Origin of the sequence: Slackia equolifaciens (assembly GCF_003725995.1) — a bacterium.
GTDB lineage: Bacteria > Actinomycetota > Coriobacteriia > Coriobacteriales > Eggerthellaceae > Slackia > Slackia equolifaciens.
Genome location: NZ_QIBX01000006.1, coordinates 16,358 through 35,511, shown reverse-complemented (window position 1 = coordinate 35,511; position 19,154 = coordinate 16,358). Strand labels below are relative to the sequence as shown.

Sequence of the window (19,154 nt, the reverse complement as noted above, 5' to 3'; positions counted from 1 at the left end):
GGCGCATCACCCTTGGCATTTCGGGCATGAAACGGCCATCACCCTCGGCGTTCCGGACGCAAGCCAGCCATCATCTTCTGCGATGCCCCACAGTTTGCACAATGTCTCGCAGCGCGCACGCGGCGGCTCCACGTTGTCGGCCATCTTGCACCCCATACAGGAAGAGCCCCGCATGGGGGCTCTTCTCTGTGGGGCCGCGGCCGCCCCGGAATTGGAGGGGAGGGAGGGTAAGCGCCGCGTAAGATATATGAGGTTTGGACTATTCGCCCGAGCGAGACAAGGCGCTGCGTGCGGAAATGCGCCCGAACACCAGGCACTCCGCCACATTGCCGCCGCCTTCGTAGTAATGACCCCAAATGGAGCCGAACTCGCCGGCGGAATACAGGCCTGGAATGGGATTGCCGTCGTGGTCCAGAATGGAGCCGTCGGCCGCACGCACGGGGCCGCCGTCGGTGTTGAGGAACGAAGGCGCGCACAGCTGAGCGTAGAACGGAGCCTTCTTGACGGGAACCAGCGTGCTCTCGGGGCGGTGGAAGAAGATGTCCTTACCGTTGTCGCAGCATTCGTTCCACTGGTTCACCGTGGTCACCAGCTCCTCAACGGGCACTTCCATCTTTTCCGCCAGCTCTTCGATGCTGTTCGCCGCCAGCGCGAGCCCCTCTTCGTCGGGATGGCCCTTGGTGGTCTCGGGCGGAATGGCGCCCTGGGCAAGGCCGTCGGAGTCGAACACGAACCATGCCTTGGAAGGCAGCGGCAGATGGGGCCATTCGCCGCCGAATTGCATATGGCCGTGGCGCGAACCCACATGAACGCTCATGTCGGACATGTAGGGGTAGCGCTCGCGAACGTTGTAGCCGTCCCAGTCCATGTAGAAGCGGCGACCGTTGACGCCCACGGTGATGCCGAAGCCCTTGGGGGCCGGCTTGAAGATGGGCGGGTTGGTGTAGGCGGTGTTCTCAAGGTCGCGACCCGCAAGCCAGAAGCCGGCGCAGTTGTTCATGTGCCAGAACTCGGCGCCGATGCGCGCGCAAATGCGGTGGCCGTCGCCGGTGTTCATGCTGCCGGCGGCAGGCACGGCTGCACCCTGGCTCAGGTAGTTCTGCATCATCTCGGGGCTGTGCTCGAAGCCGCCCAGGCACATGACCACGCCGCGCTTGGCGCGAATGCGCTTGCCGTCCTCGCCGGCGACGACGCCCAGAATCTCTTTGGTCTCGGGGTCTTGCACCAAGTCCATCAGCGGCGTATCGGTACGGTAGTCGATGACGTCGGAATGCTCGTTCACCTTTTCCTGGAGGAACACGTGGACGTGGTTCGGCCCCTTGACCTCGACATCCTTATTCTTGCCCACCGCGAAATAGCCGAAAGCGTAGGAGTATTCGAGCTCGTGGTACTCGGCGTTCCACTCCTCTGCGGTATCGGCAGTCGCAGGCTCGGTGACGCTCATCTCGTCCACGTTGACGCCCAAATCGACCATCCAGTCGTAAATCTCAGAGCAGCCCTGCGCGTAGGCATCAAGCACGTCGTCGGGCGTGGTGCCGTGTGCTAGATTCTTCAGATATTTCGACATTGCCTCGGGGTCGCGCGTCCAGATGGCGTCGCCCTTGCAATACGGGCTGTTGCCGCTTGCCATGGGGCCCTTCTCGATAAGAAGGCAGGAAGCGCCCTGTCCCTCGGTCGCAACCGTCAAAGCCGAGGCGAGGCCTGCGATGCCGGCGCCCACAACGACGACGTCGAACTCTTCATCCCAGCCTTCGCCCGAATTCGACGAACCCGAAGAAGACTTTCCCGTTTGGGGCGCACAGCCCGCAAGCCCCATAGCGGCGGCGCCTGCAAGCGCCGCTCCCGCGACCTTCACAAACGACCGGCGCGATGTGGTCGATGTAGTCGCCTCGATGGCGGTTTTCTTGTCCATGTCCCTTGGTTCCTCCTTTGGATTTGATTGCCAATGAGGCCATAATGGACTCCCGGCAAACGGCCGCCAATCACCCAAAAGTCCTAAAATGCCTGATGGCGGCATCCCCAAAAAGGCGGATATTGCGAAACGGGGCCGCAAAATCCATAATGGCTGCAAAGGGATACGATGTCGGGCGCCTAAGCCCGCATATCTGGGGAGGACCTTTGCAACACATCCGCTCGTACCGAGCTGCCGCCTGCATTGCTCTAGGCTGGGGGCTCCTTGCCGTCTGGGCCGACCTGTACGGCCATATGCCGGCGCTCGCCATTCCGTATTCTGAGCTTTCCTCGTTCGGCAATATGCGCATATTCTGGCTGACGGGACTTCTGGCGATGTCGTGCATCATGGTGGCCTTCCCCCAACGCGTGAAGCAGCACGCCGGCGCCCTTCAGTTCGCCGCGCCGTTCATCGCATCGTTTTCCACGCTCGCGTTTGCGGCCTCGTTCCAGCAAAGCGTCCTTCCGCCCCAGGCGCTTGCGCTCACGGGAATCGTCGCCTCCGGGGCGTGCTACACCTGGTTCGCGTGCAGCTTTTGCCTGGTAATAGCCCGAACAACGTCTTTGCGCGCCGCCATCGCCACCGTAGCAGGCAGCCTGATAATAAAAATCTTCGTGTTCCACGCGCTTTCGCTTTTGGCGAGCGATTCGGCGGCCACCGTTGTTGCCATAGCGCTCCCCTTCGTTGTGGCGGCCCTTCTGAAAGCAGCGGAATCCCTCGGACGCAAAAATGCCGAGCAGCCGAATGCGGCCCTTGCCGACAGCGCGGAAGCACATGCTGCGAACGTAACCGCACAAAAGGGGCCGTGGGCCGGCATCATATCGCCCACGAGCGAGGGGGACTGGCCGTTTCCCCAGGTGGCAATCGCCGCCGTTGCCCTTGCCACCATGCGGGCTATCACGCCCCTGGGCTTCTTCGGCGACCCGCTGAACCTTTTCACCAACATCCCCGTTTCGCTCCTCGGAGCGCTTGGCGTATGCGTGATCACAGGCGCGCTTTCGGCAATCCTCTTCGCGAACAAGCGGCTCGGCGAGAAATCGGCTGATTTTCTACCCGGATTCCTCGTGCTCATATTCGCGTTTTTCGCCTCGGCGGGCATAAGCCCCAGCAACGCCGTCACCGCCGCAATACTGGAAATGTTCATCACCGCCGCCGAAGCGTTCGGACATGTGCTGTTCTGGTCTATCCTCGTGGTTTTCATCAGGCGCGGCGGCGTTGCGACATATCGATTCCTCGGGTGCGCCACGGGCATTTACAACGCCATATCGCTCATCTGGATCACGTTCTTCTTCGACCTGGGCATAGCCAACAACGCCGTCATTCTATGCGTGGTGTTCGCCATCCTCACGCTGGTGGTGTGGCTCGCCGACCGCCGCGGCGTGCAGCAACCGCAGCAAGCCGCCGCCGATGCCGGCTCTGAGCTTGTGGACCGGCGCGAAGAGCTGGCAAACCGCTATGCGCTTTCGCCGCGCGAGCGCGAGGTGTTCATGATGCTTGCGCAGGGGCGGTCGCGGGCGCACATCAGCAACGCCCTGGTGCTGTCGGAGGGAACCGTGAAGACCCACATCTCTCATATCTATGCCAAGCTGGGCGTATCCAACAAGCAGGAGATGCTCGACCTGCTTTTGGCGAACGAGGAGAACGGCGAAGATCGCGCTGCACAGCCGAAGGACGGCGATCGGTAGAACCGGAAACCGCCCGATGCAACGCGACGATCGCCCCTGTGGCTTGCTGCAATTTTCGAGCTGCACAACAGTTGGAGCAATTCCTGCGCTACATAAGGGTTGGCTGGCTTGACATAAAGCGCCCATCGCTCTCTGTGATGCGCGGCAATTCGCGGGCCGCATGGTTGATTGGTTCCGCACAGCCGTCTGAACGTTCATTTTTCGTTCTTGGCGGCTGGAAAACCTTAACACGCTTTTCGTGAAGTACAATGATGCAGTTCAATGAACCTTAATCTGACCGACGTTACGTTAGGAGCGCCCATGGCCCTCGCCCACCTTAACGCTTCAACCGCTCCGCGCGCCTTCGCCTTCCGCGTGCTTGCCGCGCTTGTCCTTGCCGCCCTGTGCGCGTTTGCGCTCTCTTCGTGCGGGCATGAGCCCGAAATAGCAACGCCTCCCGTAGATTACGGCCAGGAGCAGCAGAACAACACCGAGAAGAACACCGGGGCGCAAGACAACGCCGACGACGCGACCGCAGCAGACGACGAAGCTTCCGAGCAGGACGACACGTCGGCGGAGCACGATGCATCCGACGGCGCCGCAGCGCAAGCAACCCACGAAGGCCCCTTCGTGGTGCGCATCCTCAATGCCGGCGGTGCTGACGGCTTAGCCGGTGCCGCGCAGGAAACGCTGACAGGTGCCGGCATTGCGGGCGACAACTACCAGATTTCTACAGACAGCTATCTGGCCGCTGTCCTCCCCAGCACCATCGTATACGTGACTGGCGAAGGCGACGATGCCGCAGCCGTGCGCGCCGAGGCGGACAAGGTCGCCGCCGCGCTTGGGGGCGAAGTGCGCACGTTCAACGCCGCCGAAGTAGCCGAAGGCACCACCATGGACGGCCTCGACATCCTCGTCCTAGTAGGAGCAAACGCGATTTAGCCTCCGAAAGCATCAAACGGGTCTCGACGACGTTCATCGAGACCCGTTTGATGAGGTTCCTTCTGGCAAGAATCGCTAGTCCTCTGGCGCTTTGCGCTTGTCGGGATCACCGAATACGAGCTCGGCGGGCTTGGGCGCCACGAACGCGGGCTCCTCGGACTCGATGGCGGCCGCCGCTTGAGCATCGCCCGCAGCAGCGCGCTCGCGCAAATCGCTCAGCGCTTCGGCATCGGCCTGCTGCTGTTCGGCCGAACCCGCCACCTCGGCGCCGTCGATGGAAATATCTTTGGGCAGCACCAGGTTTGCGATCACGGCGACCAAGAACACACCGGCCACGCAGTTGTCGGCAAATACGCTGCGCACCAGCTCGGGGAAGATCACAAAGATGTCGGACACCTGGGTGAAACCGATGCCGATGGCGAGCGAGAGCGCCGTGATCAGGATATTGCGCTGGCTGAACCCGGCGCGGGCGATCATCTGGAAACCGCTCACTATAATGTTGCCGAACATCATGATGGTGCAGCCGCCCAGCACGGCCTCGGGCAGGCTGGAGAACACGGCGCTCACCACGGGCAGCAACGCCGCCAGCAGCATGATGACCGCGCCGGTCGCAATGGCCTTGCGATTGACCACCTTGGTCATGGCGATCAGGCCGATGTTCTGCGCGAACGACGTTACGGGCAGGCAGCCGAAGCAGCCCGAAAGCGCGCTTACGAAACCGTCGGCGGCAAGCGAACCCGAAAGCTCCTTCTCACGCACCTCGCGGCCCAGACCCACGATGGTCAGCGCCGAGGTGTCGCCGATGGTCTCGGTCGCGCTCACCAAAAAGATCACCGCCAGCGAGATGATGGCGCCCAGGTTGAATTCCGGCGTGAACGGCATGATGTGCGGCAGCGCGAACAGCTGCATGTTCTCGAACGCGCTCAGATCGACCGCGCCAGCAATAAGCGCCGCAATATAGCCAACCACCAGGCCAAACAGCACCGAAAGCTGCTTGGTTTTACCCTTTGCCAGAATCTGGAACGCCAAGCATGACACCAGCGCAATGGCGCCCAACGCCAGATTGCGCGGCGAACCGAAATCTTCAGCGCCGCTGCCGCCGCCAAAGCTGGTGGCGCCCACGGAAAGCAGCGAGAACCCGATGGACGTAACCACCACGGCAGCCACGATGGGCGAAATGATGCGACGCCAATACTTAGCGAACAGACCCAGTGTGCCCTCAAAGATGCCGCCCACAATAATGGCGCCAATGGCCGCGTTGTAGCCGTACTGCGCCGCGATCACGCACAGTACCGACACGAACGTGAACGAAATGCCCATAACGATGGGCAGACCGCTGCCCACGCGCCACACGGGAAACAGTTGGATGAGCGTGCCGATGCCGGCGATGAGCATGGCGCTTTGCACCAGCATGGCAGTCTGGCCCTCGCCCAAGCCCGCCGCACCCGCCACCACCACAATAGGCGCGAGGTTCGCCACGAACATCGCGAGCACGTGCTGCAGGCCATAGGGAATGGCGCGCAGCAAAGGGATATCGCCGTCGAGCTGGAACAGGCTTGCGTGGTTGAACTGCTTCTTTGCGCCCTTAGCGCCGCCCGCAGCCGCCACGGCTTACGCCTCGCCCTTCACGGCCGCGTCGAACGCCGCATCGGCGCTTGCGAGGTCATCGGCGTTTACCTCGACCACCTCGCCATACGTCGGCGCGTCGCCGCCCTGTGGACGGAACGTGATCTTGCCGGTCATGGGATCCATGCGGTCCACGATGGCGAGCGACTCCAGGCGGTACCCGCGCTCACGCAGGCTCTTGCCGCCGGGCTGGAAGCCCTTCTCCACCGCAATGCCAATGCCCTCGACGGTAGCGCCGGCTGCCTCCACGATCTCGATCAGACCGTTAAGAGCGCAGCCGTTGGCCAAGAAGTCGTCGATGATAAGCACATGGTCATCAGGCCCGATGAATTTCTTGGAGACGATGACATCGAACACCTTGCCGTGCGTGAAGCTCTGGATGCGCGTGCAGTACATTTCGCCATCGAGGTTGATGCTTTGCGCCTTCTTGGCGAACACCACCGGCACGCCGAAATGCTGAGCCGCGATACACGCGATGCCGATGCCGGATGCCTCGATGGTCAGGATTTTGTTGATAGGAGCGTCGGCGAACAGACGCTTGAATTCGGCGCCCATCTCATCAAGAAGCTTGATATCAATCTGGTGGTTCAGAAAGCTGTCCACCTTAAGCACGCCTTCGGCCTTGACCACGCCATCCTTTTGGATGCGCTCTTCGAGAAGCTTCACGATGTTCGCCTTTCTGCTCGGGGATAGTCAATCGCCCCGGCAAACTCACCCGAAGCGCTATAACCTCACAGTGTAGCGCAGTATGAAGCGTTACTTTGCAGAAAACGTCACGGTGATGATGGTTCCTATGGGGTCGTTGTCGGTGATGCTGATGCTGGCGCCGTGAACCTGGGCGGCGTGCTTGACAATGGCGAGCCCCAGGCCGCTTCCGCCTGTGTCTTTGGACCGGCTCTCCTCAACGCGGAAGAACCGCTCGAACACGCGCTCGCGCAGCTCGTGCGGAATGCCGCGGCCCGTATCGCTCACGCGCACCACCGCATGGCCGCCTTCGGAAGCCACCTCCACCACGGCACGACCGCCCTCGTGGTTGTAGCGCACCGCGTTCTCCGCAAGGTTGCGCACCATCTCCTCAAGGATGCGGGCATTGCCGCGCACCTTGATGGGCTCGTTATCCACGCGGCTCACTTGAACCACCAGGTCAACGCGCGAACGCTCGGCCAACGGGCGCAAACGCGCCACAGCGTTGTTTGCCACCGATTCAAGCGGCACTTCCTGCTGCATGTCAAGTTCCATCTGCCCCTCGCCCATCTCATCCAGATGCGTGAGCGCGATGATCTCTTCCACCATGCTCTTCATCTGCTGGGCTTCGTCATGGATGAGGCCGGCGAACCTGCGCACGTCGCGCGGCTTGGCGATGCCTTTGTCGATGATTTCGGCATACCCCGAGATAACGGTCAAGGGCGTTTTGAGCTCATGCGACACATTGGCCGTAAACATGCGGCGCTCGCTTGCCTGCGCATCCAAGCGGCGGTGCTGCGCATCCAAGCGGCGCAGCAAGGGCATAAGCTCCTCGGGGGCATCGCCTTCGATGGGATTGTTCAAATCGATTTTCTCCATGCGCGAGATAACGCGCCGGGCAATCGCGTATCCGATGAGGAACGAAACCACTACCGCCAGAAGCAGCACGAGCAAGCAAGGCAGCGCGATAGTGCCCATGACGCCCCAAATGCTCGACTGCGTAACGGAAAGACGAAGCACGGACCCATCGGCCAGCAAGACCGAGTGATACAGCGTTTCTTCGCCGAGCGTCTCGGAGTAGCGCCCGCTTTGGCCCTCGCCCGTTTGCATGGCCTCCACCACCTCGGGGCGCTGAGCGTGATTCTCCATCGACGACTCATCGGCAAGCGAGTCGTAAAGCACCGTGCCATCGGAGGAAATGAGCGTCATGCGCGTATCAGGCTCTATGGTGCTTTCGGTTTTCACCAACGCGATGGCATCGGTGCCCGTATAGCCTGAATCATTGATGACCTGGGCGTATCCCTCTGTTTCGGCAGCAAGGTCATCCACGGCGCGCTGGTCGAGCGTGAGATAGAACACCGCCGCATACAGGATGCAGCACACGATCACCAGCGCGGCAGAGGCGGCGGCCACCATGGATGCCACCGCACGAGAAAGATGCCACCTGCGACGCGACCCGCCGCCTGCGGCATCCTCCTTAGAAAGCGATCTGATACGAATGTCCATAGTGCCCGGTCCGCTTCGTAGGCGCCAGCTTACGCTTTAAGGCGATAGCCCACACCACGCACGGTTTCCACGAACGAAACCGCCTCGGGATCGGCCTCGCCGAGCTTCTTGCGCAGCGTTTGCACGTGCGCGTCAACCGTGCGCGTTTCGCCCGCCACGCCGTAGCCCCACACACGCTCGAGCAGCTTATCGCGCGACACCACAATGCCGCGATTCTCCATCAGATAGCGCAGCATCTCGAATTCCTTGTGTGTCAGACGCACCTCTTCGCCCGAAACCGTAACGCGATAGCTCGCCGGATCGAGAGAGATGGGGCCGGCGTCCAGCGTCTCACCCGTAGCAAGAGGCGCGGCGGTATCGGCGGCGTCGCGGGCGGCACGGCGCAACAGCGCATTCACGCGCGAAAGCAGCTCCATCATGCCGAACGGCTTTGCCAGATAATCATCGGCGCCCGCATCGAGCCCGGTCACCGTATCGTATTCGGTGGATTTGGCCGTGAGCATCATGATGGGCACGTCCTGCGTGCGCGGGTCTTTGCGCAAGCGCTTGAGCACGCTGATGCCGTCCTCATCGGGCAGCATCACGTCAAGCAGAAACAAATCGGGGATGGCCTGCGTGAGCGCGGCATCCATCTCTGCCGCTCGGGAGAACCCGCGAGTTTCATGCCCCGTCTGAGACAGCGTGTACAGCGTCAGATTGCGGATCTGTTCGTCGTCTTCAAGGTAGTAAATCATCCGAGCAGCTCTCCTTTGTATCGGCCCGTGATTGAATATTCTACCCATTCCGCGATGTTTTGGGCATGGTCGCCCACACGTTCAAGATATTTCGCCACCATAAGCGCCTCTACGAGGTTGGCCGCAGGATCGCTCTCTGCCTGGATGCCCTTGATGATGTCGCGCTTCACGCGCTCGAACATCTCGTTCACGCTGGCATCCTCGCCCACAACCTGGCTGGCACGCTCGCCGTCGCGCTTCACGAACGCCTCCGCGGCATCGTGCACCATGCCCGCCGCCTGGCGACCCATCTTTGCCAGGTGCTTGTTAAGCTTGGAATCGAAGGCCTCGCCCTCAAGCGTCAGCACGATCTCAGCGATATCGGCGGCCTGGTCGGCGATACGCTCCATGTCGCCCACCATCTTGAGCGCGGCGGACACGCGGCGAAGGTCGCCCGCCACCGGCTGCTGCGTCAAAAGCAGTTTCAGGCACAGGGCCTCGATCTCGCGCTCCTGGTGATCGATATCGTCGTCGCCCTCCATGATGGCACGGGCGCGCTCCTTGTCGCGCGACTCCAGCACCTCCACGGCGCCCACGACCGCCTCCTCCATCGAAGAGGCCATAACCAGCATCTGGGCCTCCAGCAGCGCGAGCTGGGAATCAAAAACGGTACGCATCATGTGACTTAGCCGAACCTTCCTGTGATGTAGTCCTCCGTGCGCTTTTCTTTGGGGTGGCTGAACAGCACCTGGGTCTCATCGAACTCCACCAGGTCGCCCAGCAGGAAGAACGCGCACATGTCAGACACGCGAGCAGCCTGCTGCATGTTGTGCGTCACCATGATGACGGTGTAGTCCTTCTTAAGCTCGGTTGCGAGCTCCTCGATACGACCGGTGGAAATCGGGTCCAAAGCGCTCGTGGCCTCGTCCATCAGCAGCACCTCGGGCTCGACTGCCAAAGCGCGCGCGATGCACAGGCGCTGCTGCTGGCCGCCGGAAAGCTGCAGGGCGCTCTTCTTCAGGCAGTCCTTGACTTCATCGAAGATGGCGGCCTTACGCAGCGCGGTTTCCACAATCTCGTCCAACGTGGCCTTGTCTTTGACCCCGTGGGTACGCGGGCCGAAGGCGATGTTGTCATACACGGTCATCGGGAACGGATTGGGCTTCTGGAACACCATGCCCACGCGCTTGCGCAAACGGTTCACATCGGTGCCGCGCGCGTACATATTCTCGCCGTCCAGGATGACTTCGCCCTCGATGCGGCAGCCCTCCACCAGGTCGTTCATGCGGTTGAGCGTGCGCAGCAGGGTGGATTTACCGCAGCCCGAAGGCCCGATATAGGCCGTGATCTTGTTCTCGGGCATATCCATATTGATGCTGTGCAGCGCATGAAAATCGCCGTAATACAAATCGAGATTCTTGACGGCGATCTTGGTTTTGGAAGGCGCCGCGGGGGCTTCTCCGGCCTCCTCCTTCAGCGCCGAGAGGTCGACGTCTACCATTTATTCCTCGTTTCTCGTAAGACGCTTGGCAACAAACGAAGCCAGCGCGTTGATGAGCAGCACGATAACCAGCAGCACCACAGCGGTGGCATAGGTGGCATCGATATGCAATCCTTCGGATGCCAGCACGTACATATGCACCGACATGGTGCGCACCGACCCGAACACCGAGTCAGGGATGGAGGCGACGGAGCCCGCAGTAAAGATGAGCGCGGCCGATTCGCCCACGATGCGCCCGATGGAGAGAATGATGCCGCCCAAAATGCCCGGCATAGCAGGCGGCAGCACCACGGAAAGCACGGTGCGCAAGCGGCCCGCGCCCAGACCGAAGCTGCCCTCGCGATAGGAATCGGGCACGGCGCGCAGCGCCTCCTCGGTGGTGCGCATCACGGTAGGCAGCACCATGATGGCGAGCGTCAAGCAGCCCGCCAGAAGCGAGAGGCCCCAGCCCAAGAACACCACGAAGAACAGCATGCCGAACAGGCCGTACACGATGGAGGGGATGCCCGCCAGCGTTTCGGCGGTCAGGCGCACGATCTTCACGAACTTGTTGCCGCGCGTGGTGTACTCCACCAAAAAGATTGCCGCCATAACGCCCAACGGCACGGCGATGACCAGCGTGAGCAGCACGGCCAGCAGCGTGTCGACGAGCGACGGGAACATAGAGACATTGTCCGAGTTGTACTCGAAAGCGAACAACTCCGGCCTCAGGTTGGGGATGCCCATGATCAGAATGTAGCCAACCACAATGAGCAGCACCGCGACGGTCAGGAAAATCGCCAGGTGCACAAGGGCATTCAGGATGATGGAAGACGTCTTGCGATGCGGCTTGCGCGGGGCGGCCACAGTTGCTTTAGCGGTATCGCTCATCGCTTAGACCTCCCATTCAGAACAGCAAACACGATATTGATGATCAAAACGAATACGAACAGCACCACTGCCGTGGCAATGAGAGCCTCGCGGTGCAGGTCGGCGGCATAGCCCATTTCAAGCACGATGTTGGTGGTAAGCGTGCGCACGCCGTCCAGGATGCTGTCGGGGATAACGGCCTGGTTGCCAGCGATCATGACTACGGCCATCGTTTCGCCGATGGCACGACCAACGCCCAGCACCACGCCTGCCATAATGCCCGAGGTCGCGGCCGGAACGAGCACGCGGAACACGCTGCGTTCGTGGTCGGCGCCCAAGGCGAGCGCGCCCTCGTAGTAGCTGTCGGGCACGGCGTCGATGGCATTGCGCGCCACCGTGATGATGGTAGGCAGAATCATGATGCCCAGGATGATGGATGCGGCGAGCAGGCTCATGCCCTGCACGTTGAACACCTCGCGAATGAGCGGCACCAAAACCACCAGGCCGAAGAAGCCGTAGATGACCGAGGGAATGCCGGCCAGAAGCTCAACGCCCGGAGTGAGGATGCGCTTGACGCGAGGGCTCGCGAAACGCGACAGGTAGACCGCGGCGAACAGGCCGATGGGAATGCCGATGATCAACGCGCCAATGGTGGCATAGACGCTGCCTATGATCATGGGCAGGATGCCGTACTGGTCGGCGGCGGGGCGCCACGTGGTGCCGCCCAGGAAATCGAGCACGCCGATTTCGCCGATGGCAGGAAGACCGCTTGCGAAGAGGAAGATGCAAATCAAAGCCACTGCGAGGATGGAGATCCCCGCAGCGGCCGTGAAAAGCACCTTCGCGATGGTTTCTTTGATGCTTTTCATAATAGTATGGGGCTTGTCGGGCGCGCGTTAGGCGAGCTCAGACCAGTCGGTGACGTTGCCCAGGAAGATCTCCTTGACCTGATCGGAGGTCAGAGCGGAGATGGGGTTGTCGTTGTTCACGATGATGGCGATGCCGTCCTGAGCGATAACGGTGGCGGAAACGCCCTGGCTGGTCTCAGAGTCCTTCAGCTCGCGGGAAGCCATGCCCAAATCGCACACGCCCTCGATGGCATTCTGCACGCCGGTGGAGGAGTCGGACTGGTTGACCTCGATGGTCACGTCGGGGTTGACGGCCATGTAGGCATCGGCGAGGGCCTCCATGACGGGGGTCACCGAAGAGGAGCCGGCAACGCTCACGGTGCCGGACAGGCTGTCGGAAGAGGGCTCATAGGCGCCATTCTCGGAAACGGAAACGTAGCCTTCCTCCTCGATGATTGCCTGGCCGTCAGAGCTCATGATGTAGTTCAGGAAATCCTGCGCGAGGTCGGACACCTCAGCGCCGGTCACCACGTTGAACGGACGGGAAACCTTGTAGGAACCGTCCTTCACGCCCTCGGCGGAGGGGGCAACGCCGTCAATCTCGACGCCCTTCACGGAATCGTCCATAGAGCCCAGCGAGATGTAGCCGATGGCGTTGGGGTCGCCAGCAACGGTGGTCATCATAACCGCGGTGGAGTTGGTGATGACGGCAGAGGTGGTGGTCAGGTCAACGTCGTTGTCATCCACAACGCCGAACAGCTCGGTGAAGGCGCCGCGAGTGCCGGAGCCGTCCTCGCGAGAGATGACGGAGATAGCGCCGGAGGGGCCTTCGGTGGTGCTTTCGGAAGAGCTGGAATCGGCGCTTCCGGAGTCGCTCGAGCCACCAGAGCAGCCGGCGAGCGCGAACATGCCGAACGCGCACACGGCAGCCAGAGCAAGCGCAAGCAGCTTGGTCTTCTTTGCTTTGATCATCAGTGAGAATCCTTTCGTCTCGGGTGTTCGTGCGCCCTCATCGAAGCTCCCTCCCTCGATTCGGTCCCTGCGCACAGGTCTTATGAAACACCGATCGAGACTTTACAAACCTCCATCTAAGCTCATGTCATGCGCGCGTCAAATTAAAGTAAAGTCGCGTGGCGGGCGTTTCGTGCGGCAGGCGTTTCATGCGGCCGCCGAGTCCAGCCACCTCTTCTGCGAGGCGGCCCTAGCATTCAATTGCGGCAGAGCGTTGGCGGTCGCGCGCGGGATGACGAACCCGCGCATTGAGAAAAGGTTGTATGTCATCCGACGCATTGAAGGCCACATCCAACGCATCTACGTGAAGATGGGCGTGCACAGCAAAAAAGAACTCACTGTTGTTCGAGTTGAGCGACAATCGGATTCCTCGGATTAAATCCCCAGTTCAAGCGCTGGTTTATTCCTAGGTTTATTCAAATAAACAAAAACTTCTCGTATGGTCGATGCGCCGACGCCGCCCGCAGTGCATCATGCGGCACGTCGCCAGCAATCGCACGAGCAGCGATGCCGACGGGCAGCCCGAAGAGACGCGAGCAAGACTTCAAGACACTCGCAGCACCGAGGCTTTGCACCATGCAGAGCAGCACGATGCAGATTTCGGGACCCCTCCTTCTCCCGTCGTGCCTCGCACCCCGCACGACAATTGATGGCGACAAATGCATACCTTATCAAGGAAGGGGAAATCATGACCGCAAACGTTACGCGTCGCGACCTGTTCAAATTCGGTGGAATTGCTGCAGCTGGTGCCTTGGGCGCCGGGGCACTTGCCGGCTGCGCGCCCACCACGGCGTCGAGCCCTGCCGAAGCGGGCTCATCCGAGAGCGCAGGCGACACTCCTGAGTTCCTCAAACAGCCCGAGCCCATCACCGAGTTCGCTGAGACCAAAGAATTTGACGTAGTGGTTGTAGGCGCCGGTGAATCCGGCCTTTCTGCCGCGCACACCGCCCAGGAGGCGGGCGCGCATGTGGCCGTTGTCCAGAACATCGGCACCGCTCAGACCACGGGCAACATGGGTGCCTCCGTCGATTTGGATAAAACCGACGAAGCAGGCGTCCAGGCAGCCGTCCAGTTCCTGATGGAGAAGAACGCCTACCGTTCCAATCGCAAACTGCTCGAAGCCTGGGCGCACAATTCTCACGAGGCAATCCACTGGTGGGCCGATACCGCAGCCGCACGCGGCGTGGAGTCCAAGCCTTTCGATTCCTCCAAGGAATACAACGGATACACTTTCTACCTCCATGCCAACACGTACAACCATATGGAAGGCGCCCACAATGACGCCGCCATGGTTATCGCAGAGCAACTTGCCGAAGACGGTGTCGAGTTCTTCTACAACAGCCCCGCTGTGCAAATTTACAAAGAGGACAACCGCGTAACGGGCGTTATCTGCCAGAACGAGGACGATTCCTACACACTGTACAAAGCCGCCAAGGGCGTCATTCTCGCCTCCGGCGACTGCTCCGGCAACGAAGAAATGCGCAACTACTACTGCCCCGATCTACGTGGATTCAAAACTATGTCCGAGTTCCGCGACGGGATGGGGATGGTAGCCGGCATCTGGGCGGGTGCCCAAATGACCCCGATCAACCACTCCAAGATGGTCCATGGCGGCGGTGTACTCACGCGCCTTCAGGTCCCCTTCCTCAACTTGGACATCCACGGCGAGCGCTTCATGAACGAGGTCCTGAGCTTTGCCTATCTGAACAATCTGATGCGCGACTACCTTGCTGAATATGATTATCAGAACTCCATGGCAGCCAAGTTCTTTACCATCATGCCCGCTAACTGGCTCGAAACTGCTGAAAAATGGGTAGAGGAAGACCCCTCCGAAGTGCAACTAGGCGTCGGAAATGGTGGAATTCCCGATGAGAGCCAGCTGATTAAAGCTGACAGCATCGAGGAGCTCGCTAGCGCAATCAACCAGTATATGGTGGACGAGTCCTGGGGCATCGACCCCATTGATGAAGCCACCATCGTCGCAAGCATTGAACATTACAACGAGCTGTGCGCCACTGGCATGGACACCGAGTTCGGCAAACGCGCGAAATATCTGGTGCCCATCGAGGAAGGACCGTTCTACGCCGTTCCCCGCGGCGCCAACAGCGTGCCCGCAATTCTGGGCGGCCTCATCGTCGACGAGAACCAGCAATGCCTGGATGCCGACGGCAACCCAATCGAGGGATTTTTCGCAGCGGGCAACGCTTCCGGCCAGTTCTACGGCGGCGTGGACTACCCCATGGACATCGAGGGCCTCTCCGTGGGACGCGCCATTACCTCTGGCTTCGTGACAGGCCGCTACGTGGCGAGCCTGTAGCCTCGAACCAATCCCTTCCAAGGCAACTCTCGCAAATTCCTTGCCGATGAGCCGGATTATCCCCTCCTTCTAGGCCATCGGCATGCTCTCTCCGTGAAACGTAGACGCGCTGACTTATGCAGTTGGCACGTCTACGTTGCGAGCGTAAAGCCCCTTTCCCAGGCCAGACTACACGCCCACACCCCATCCACCCACGCCGTCGAACGCGCCTTCCAGCCGAAATCATGAGCACAATGCATCTGGGCTATAATCGCTGCATGCACAAGTTTCGACATACTCTACCCAAGCCGCGCATCGACCACCTCGAGCAGATGGTTCCCTACATCTTCGCTCTTGGCTGCGCACGCGCATGGATGACCCTCATCTTTGCCGCACCGCGAGTCAACCTCGATTTGGGCTTCGATCCCCATATTGTCTTCGATTATTCATATGTAGTCACAGGCGTTGCCATAGCCCTACTGGCCAGGCGCCTGTCGCCCCTTCAAGAACAACCATGGAGCAAGCTGGTGGCCGCAGGGGGCATGATTGCAGCATCATTGTGCATCATTACATCTTCGATTTCGAATGAATACGCCTCTGCGCTTTCCATCGTGGGCGCCCTACTGGGCGGAATAGGCTTTTGCGTGTTTCTCCTACTTAATTCCGAAACGCTGTTTCCACTCAGCATCGTGCGCATTCTGCTTTATTTAGCTGCGTCCCGTTTTCTCGCGGTGCCTATCGTGTTTTTCTGCGAGGGTATGGATGGCATACGTTTTATGCTTGCTCTAATTATCCTGCCCCTCATTGCGACAGCATGCGTAGCTTTCTCCTACAACAACACTCCTGTTGCAGAGAGGCCTCCGCGCGTCTACCCTCGATTCGTTTTCCCCTGGAAACCGCTTGCGTTGTTCGCAGTGTTTTCCTTCGCCTACGGGATGCGCGAACAGCAAATCGCCTTTGGCGGCGGTATCCATTCATCTATTTCCACCGCCGTTATTATGGGAATAGTGTTCATCGCCGTGTATTTCTTCTCCGATAAATTCAGTTTCAGCGCGCTCTACCGCTCCCCCGTGTTCTTGCTGGCCTGCGGTTTGCTCCTCATTCCCGCCGAAGGCCTCCTGGGTACATACGTGTCTGGATACCTTATCTCCATGAGCGTCACGCTCATGAGCCTTTTGATTTCGTTGGTGTTTTACGATTTGGCCAAACGCATGGGCATCGCAATCATCGCGCTCATGGGCATGGAGCGTATCGACAAGCTCTTTATCGTGTGGGGCAACGATTGCGCCGACATACTTTCCGCTGTATCACCAAGCCATCTCGTCCAGGAAATCATCACTCTCGTCCTCATCCTCACGCTCATTCTCGCTTGCGCGCTCCTTTTGTATAAAAATGGATGGATAGACTGGGGCGGACACCTTGTCGATTCTGCCGACTTGACCGCTGAAGCCATGCATGAAGAAAAACTGCTCATTCGCTGCGATGAAATTTCCAAACAGTGCCGGCTCACGCCGCGCGAGGATGAAATTCTGCGGCTGCTCGCACGCGGCAAAACCTATCCCGAGATAGAAAAAGAGCTGTTCATCGCCTCGGGAACCCTCAAAGCGCACACTCACCACATCTACACCAAAACAGGCGTCAGCGGCAAAAAGGAACTCGCCGCGCTGTTCAAAACCCAGGAGCCAGAAGCGGAGTAAGACGAGGTGCAATATTAAATCGAACGATTCCCATTGCAAGATATGATAGCCGATGCAACATTAGGACCAATGCTACGCCATAAGCGATGCGCGCGATAGGCAGTGCGACGCGATAGACGACGCCAAAAGGACCACCCTGAATACAAATGCACGTCAACCTATCGATGCTCGTGCAACAAACGCCGATTTGCTGCAGTTTTCGAGAGGTGCCCCGAGTACACCGCCGTTGGGCCTCGCGTTTCCCCAGGTCACAGCCTTGTTCCGATTGGGCTACTTTGGGAGGCGCGAGAAAACTGCAGCAAATCGGCGTTCGTTTGCAGAACGACTTTTACTCGGTTGCGAAACGACGTTTGTGCGGCAGCAAATCGGCGTTCGTTTGCGGGGCATCGTTTCTGGTGCGGCAAATCGGAGTTTGTTTTCTCACGAAGGCGGAAAGACGCTGGGAAAGGGCGCCGCGGCGGCAACGAACAGCAGCTGGCCTTATTCGACAACCCCCTCCGCCGCCTCTACCACGTGCTTCATAAGAACGCTCGTGGTAACACCGCCGATGCCACGGGGCACGGGCGTGATAGCCCCCTCGTCGCCGAGTGCGTCACACGCCGCGTCAAAATCCGCATCGCCGCACATAACACCCGCCGCATCAAAATTGATGCCCACATCGAGCACCGTTTGCCCCGGTCGGAAGCACTTTGCCCCGTAAGCGCGGGCGCGGCCCGTCGCAAGCACCACGATGTCGGCGTCACGCATGGCCGCCGCCACGTCATCGGTACGGGAGTGGCACAGCGTGACCGTGGCGTGACGCTCCATCAGAAGCATGGCTACGGGACGGCCGATGACCAGGCTGCGCCCCACCACCGCAGCGCGCTTGCCCGCAACCTCAATACCGTAATGGTCGAGCACCTCGAGGCAAGCCGCCGCCGTGCAGGGGGCGAATCCGTTGCCGCGGCCCGAAAACACGCGGGCAAGCGACCCAAGCCCCGCCCCGTCCACATCCTTGCGAGAATCAAGCGCGTCGCAGGCGGCCTGTTCGTCAAGATGCGACGGGAGAGGGCGGAACATCAGGCACCCATGAATCGATTCGTCGTCGTTCACCTGCGCGATTGCATTCATGAGCTGCGTTTGAGACGCATCGGCGGGAAGCGTCACGCGACGCACGGCAATCCCCAAGGATTCAGCGCGCTTGAGCGCGGTGCGTTCATACGACATGTCGTCGGGGCGCTCACCCACGCGCACGATAGCAAGCGTCGGCACAGCGCCGCGCTCTGCAAGCGCAGCAACACGCGGACTTAATTCGGTGGCGATTGCGTCAATCACCGGTTTTCCCAGGAGAAGCTTTGGCATGGTCCCTCTTTCATGCTGGTGTGCATCAATTCATATCGCATACTTATACAGCCCCGGTTCTGATGCCACCCCGGTTCGCGCCGCATGCTGATGCGACCCCAATTCGTATCGAATGCTGATACCGTCCCAGTCCACGCCAATCGCTCATTCAATCCAATATGAGTTGAATACCGATAGCCCCAGACTGTACCTGACAAAGTTTCTGCCACAAATCGCAAGAATAGTATCTTTTGCGAGATGTCGTGCTGCAAATTGCATGAATAGTATCCCCGAAAAGCAGCACGGACCAGTCTTACGCACCATCAAGCAAGATAGAATCAGCATAATGCCTGTTCGGAAGTCGACAATAACAGCATCGCACTCCGAACCCGCCGTTTCAACAATACTATTCTTGCGATTTGTAGCACAGAAGGCGCCGGACAATACTATTCGTGCATTTTGTAGCTTTCAGCTATACACTTTGCGGCTCTTGGCCTATAGGTTGCGTTTTTCGGCTAAGCGCTTTGAGCTTAGGCTTTGGATGGC

Annotated in this window: 15 protein-coding genes; 4 read left to right on the top strand and 11 right to left on the bottom strand. The window is 60.0% G+C overall.

The features are described from left to right. Window positions 1–259: 259 nt before the first annotated feature. Window positions 260–1,912: an FAD-dependent oxidoreductase gene (locus DMP06_RS04830; RefSeq protein WP_123208618.1), complete on the bottom strand. Its 1,653-nt coding sequence runs from the start codon at window positions 1,910–1,912 to the stop codon at window positions 260–262. Window positions 1,913–2,118: 206 nt separating this feature from the next. Here DMP06_RS04830 and DMP06_RS04825 point away from each other — a divergent pair, with 206 nt between their 5' ends. Next, window positions 2,119–3,636: a helix-turn-helix transcriptional regulator gene (locus tag DMP06_RS04825; protein WP_161957820.1), complete on the top strand. Its 1,518-nt coding sequence runs from the start codon at window positions 2,119–2,121 to the stop codon at window positions 3,634–3,636. 261 nt (window positions 3,637–3,897) lie between these two features. Then, window positions 3,898–4,557 (top strand): LytR C-terminal domain-containing protein, encoded by a 660-nt coding sequence (locus DMP06_RS04820; protein ID WP_123208616.1) that lies wholly within the window; start codon window positions 3,898–3,900, stop codon window positions 4,555–4,557. Between the two features lie 75 nt (window positions 4,558–4,632). Here DMP06_RS04820 and DMP06_RS04815 read toward each other — a convergent pair whose 3' ends face one another. From DMP06_RS04815 to DMP06_RS04775, 9 genes are all read right to left on the bottom strand, one after another. After that, window positions 4,633–6,165 carry a uracil-xanthine permease family protein gene (locus tag DMP06_RS04815; protein WP_123208615.1) on the bottom strand — a complete coding sequence of 511 codons (1,533 nt, stop codon included), beginning with the start codon at window positions 6,163–6,165 and terminating at the stop codon, window positions 4,633–4,635. Window positions 6,166–6,168: 3 nt separating this feature from the next. Then, entirely contained in the window at window positions 6,169–6,849 is a 681-nt protein-coding gene (locus DMP06_RS04810) for a xanthine phosphoribosyltransferase (protein WP_123208614.1), read from the bottom strand. A 90-nt stretch (window positions 6,850–6,939) separates the two neighbouring features. After that, the gene (locus DMP06_RS04805; protein WP_123208613.1) at window positions 6,940–8,373 is read right to left on the bottom strand and encodes a sensor histidine kinase; all 1,434 of its coding nucleotides are present in this window, start codon (window positions 8,371–8,373) and stop codon (window positions 6,940–6,942) included. Between the two features lie 29 nt (window positions 8,374–8,402). Next, a complete protein-coding gene (locus DMP06_RS04800; RefSeq protein WP_123208612.1) occupies window positions 8,403–9,107 on the bottom strand; it encodes a winged helix-turn-helix domain-containing protein in 705 nt (234 codons plus the stop codon). After that, window positions 9,104–9,766, bottom strand: coding sequence for a phosphate signaling complex protein PhoU (gene phoU, locus DMP06_RS04795; protein ID WP_220092537.1), 663 nt, complete (start codon window positions 9,764–9,766; stop codon window positions 9,104–9,106). Before phoU ends, DMP06_RS04800 begins: the two co-directional genes overlap by 4 nt. 5 nt (window positions 9,767–9,771) lie before the next feature. Then, on the bottom strand, window positions 9,772–10,587 hold the full coding sequence (gene pstB / locus DMP06_RS04790; protein WP_123208611.1) for a phosphate ABC transporter ATP-binding protein PstB: 816 nt from the start codon (window positions 10,585–10,587) through the stop codon (window positions 9,772–9,774). After that, the gene (gene pstA / locus DMP06_RS04785; RefSeq protein ID WP_123208610.1) at window positions 10,588–11,457 is read right to left on the bottom strand and encodes a phosphate ABC transporter permease PstA; all 870 of its coding nucleotides are present in this window, start codon (window positions 11,455–11,457) and stop codon (window positions 10,588–10,590) included. It lies immediately after the preceding gene. Further along, window positions 11,454–12,305: a phosphate ABC transporter permease subunit PstC gene (pstC, locus tag DMP06_RS04780; RefSeq protein WP_123208609.1), complete on the bottom strand. Its 852-nt coding sequence runs from the start codon at window positions 12,303–12,305 to the stop codon at window positions 11,454–11,456. The genes pstA and pstC overlap by 4 nt, the downstream gene beginning before the upstream one ends. A 27-nt stretch (window positions 12,306–12,332) precedes the next feature. Next, window positions 12,333–13,256, bottom strand: coding sequence for a substrate-binding domain-containing protein (locus DMP06_RS04775; RefSeq protein ID WP_123208608.1), 924 nt, complete (start codon window positions 13,254–13,256; stop codon window positions 12,333–12,335). Between the two features lie 727 nt (window positions 13,257–13,983). Here DMP06_RS04775 and DMP06_RS04765 point away from each other — a divergent pair. Further along, window positions 13,984–15,612, top strand: a complete 1,629-nt coding sequence (locus DMP06_RS04765) for an FAD-dependent oxidoreductase (protein WP_161957819.1) — start codon at window positions 13,984–13,986, stop codon at window positions 15,610–15,612. 224 nt (window positions 15,613–15,836) lie between these two features. Next, complete coding sequence (locus DMP06_RS04760; RefSeq protein ID WP_161957818.1) at window positions 15,837–17,288, top strand: helix-turn-helix transcriptional regulator; 1,452 nt, start codon at window positions 15,837–15,839, stop codon at window positions 17,286–17,288. 480 nt (window positions 17,289–17,768) lie between these two features. Here the strand turns inward: DMP06_RS04760 and DMP06_RS04755 are convergent, their stop codons facing one another. Next, complete coding sequence (locus DMP06_RS04755; RefSeq protein WP_123208604.1) at window positions 17,769–18,629, bottom strand: bifunctional 5,10-methylenetetrahydrofolate dehydrogenase/5,10-methenyltetrahydrofolate cyclohydrolase; 861 nt, start codon at window positions 18,627–18,629, stop codon at window positions 17,769–17,771. Between the last annotated feature and the right edge of the window lie 525 nt (window positions 18,630–19,154).

Bases quoted from the DNA above. Each gene is read 5' to 3' on its own strand.
- pstC (WP_123208609.1), bottom strand. From the start codon at position 12,305: ATGAAAAGCATCAAAGAAACCATCGCGAAGGTGCTTTTCACGGCCGCT.
- phoU (WP_220092537.1), bottom strand. From the start codon at position 9,766: ATGATGCGTACCGTTTTTGATTCCCAGCTCGCGCTGCTGGAGGCCCAG.
- DMP06_RS04800 (WP_123208612.1), bottom strand. From the start codon at position 9,107: ATGATTTACTACCTTGAAGACGACGAACAGATCCGCAATCTGACGCTG.
- DMP06_RS04805 (WP_123208613.1), bottom strand. From the start codon at position 8,373: ATGGACATTCGTATCAGATCGCTTTCTAAGGAGGATGCCGCAGGCGGC.
- pstA (WP_123208610.1), bottom strand. From the start codon at position 11,457: ATGAGCGATACCGCTAAAGCAACTGTGGCCGCCCCGCGCAAGCCGCAT.
- DMP06_RS04820 (WP_123208616.1), top strand. From the start codon at position 3,898: ATGAACCTTAATCTGACCGACGTTACGTTAGGAGCGCCCATGGCCCTC.
- pstB (WP_123208611.1), bottom strand. From the start codon at position 10,587: ATGGTAGACGTCGACCTCTCGGCGCTGAAGGAGGAGGCCGGAGAAGCC.
- DMP06_RS04760 (WP_161957818.1), top strand. From the start codon at position 15,837: ATGAGCACAATGCATCTGGGCTATAATCGCTGCATGCACAAGTTTCGA.
- DMP06_RS04765 (WP_161957819.1), top strand. From the start codon at position 13,984: ATGACCGCAAACGTTACGCGTCGCGACCTGTTCAAATTCGGTGGAATT.
- DMP06_RS04755 (WP_123208604.1), bottom strand. From the start codon at position 18,629: ATGCCAAAGCTTCTCCTGGGAAAACCGGTGATTGACGCAATCGCCACC.
- DMP06_RS04830 (WP_123208618.1), bottom strand. From the start codon at position 1,912: ATGGACAAGAAAACCGCCATCGAGGCGACTACATCGACCACATCGCGC.
- DMP06_RS04775 (WP_123208608.1), bottom strand. From the start codon at position 13,256: ATGATCAAAGCAAAGAAGACCAAGCTGCTTGCGCTTGCTCTGGCTGCC.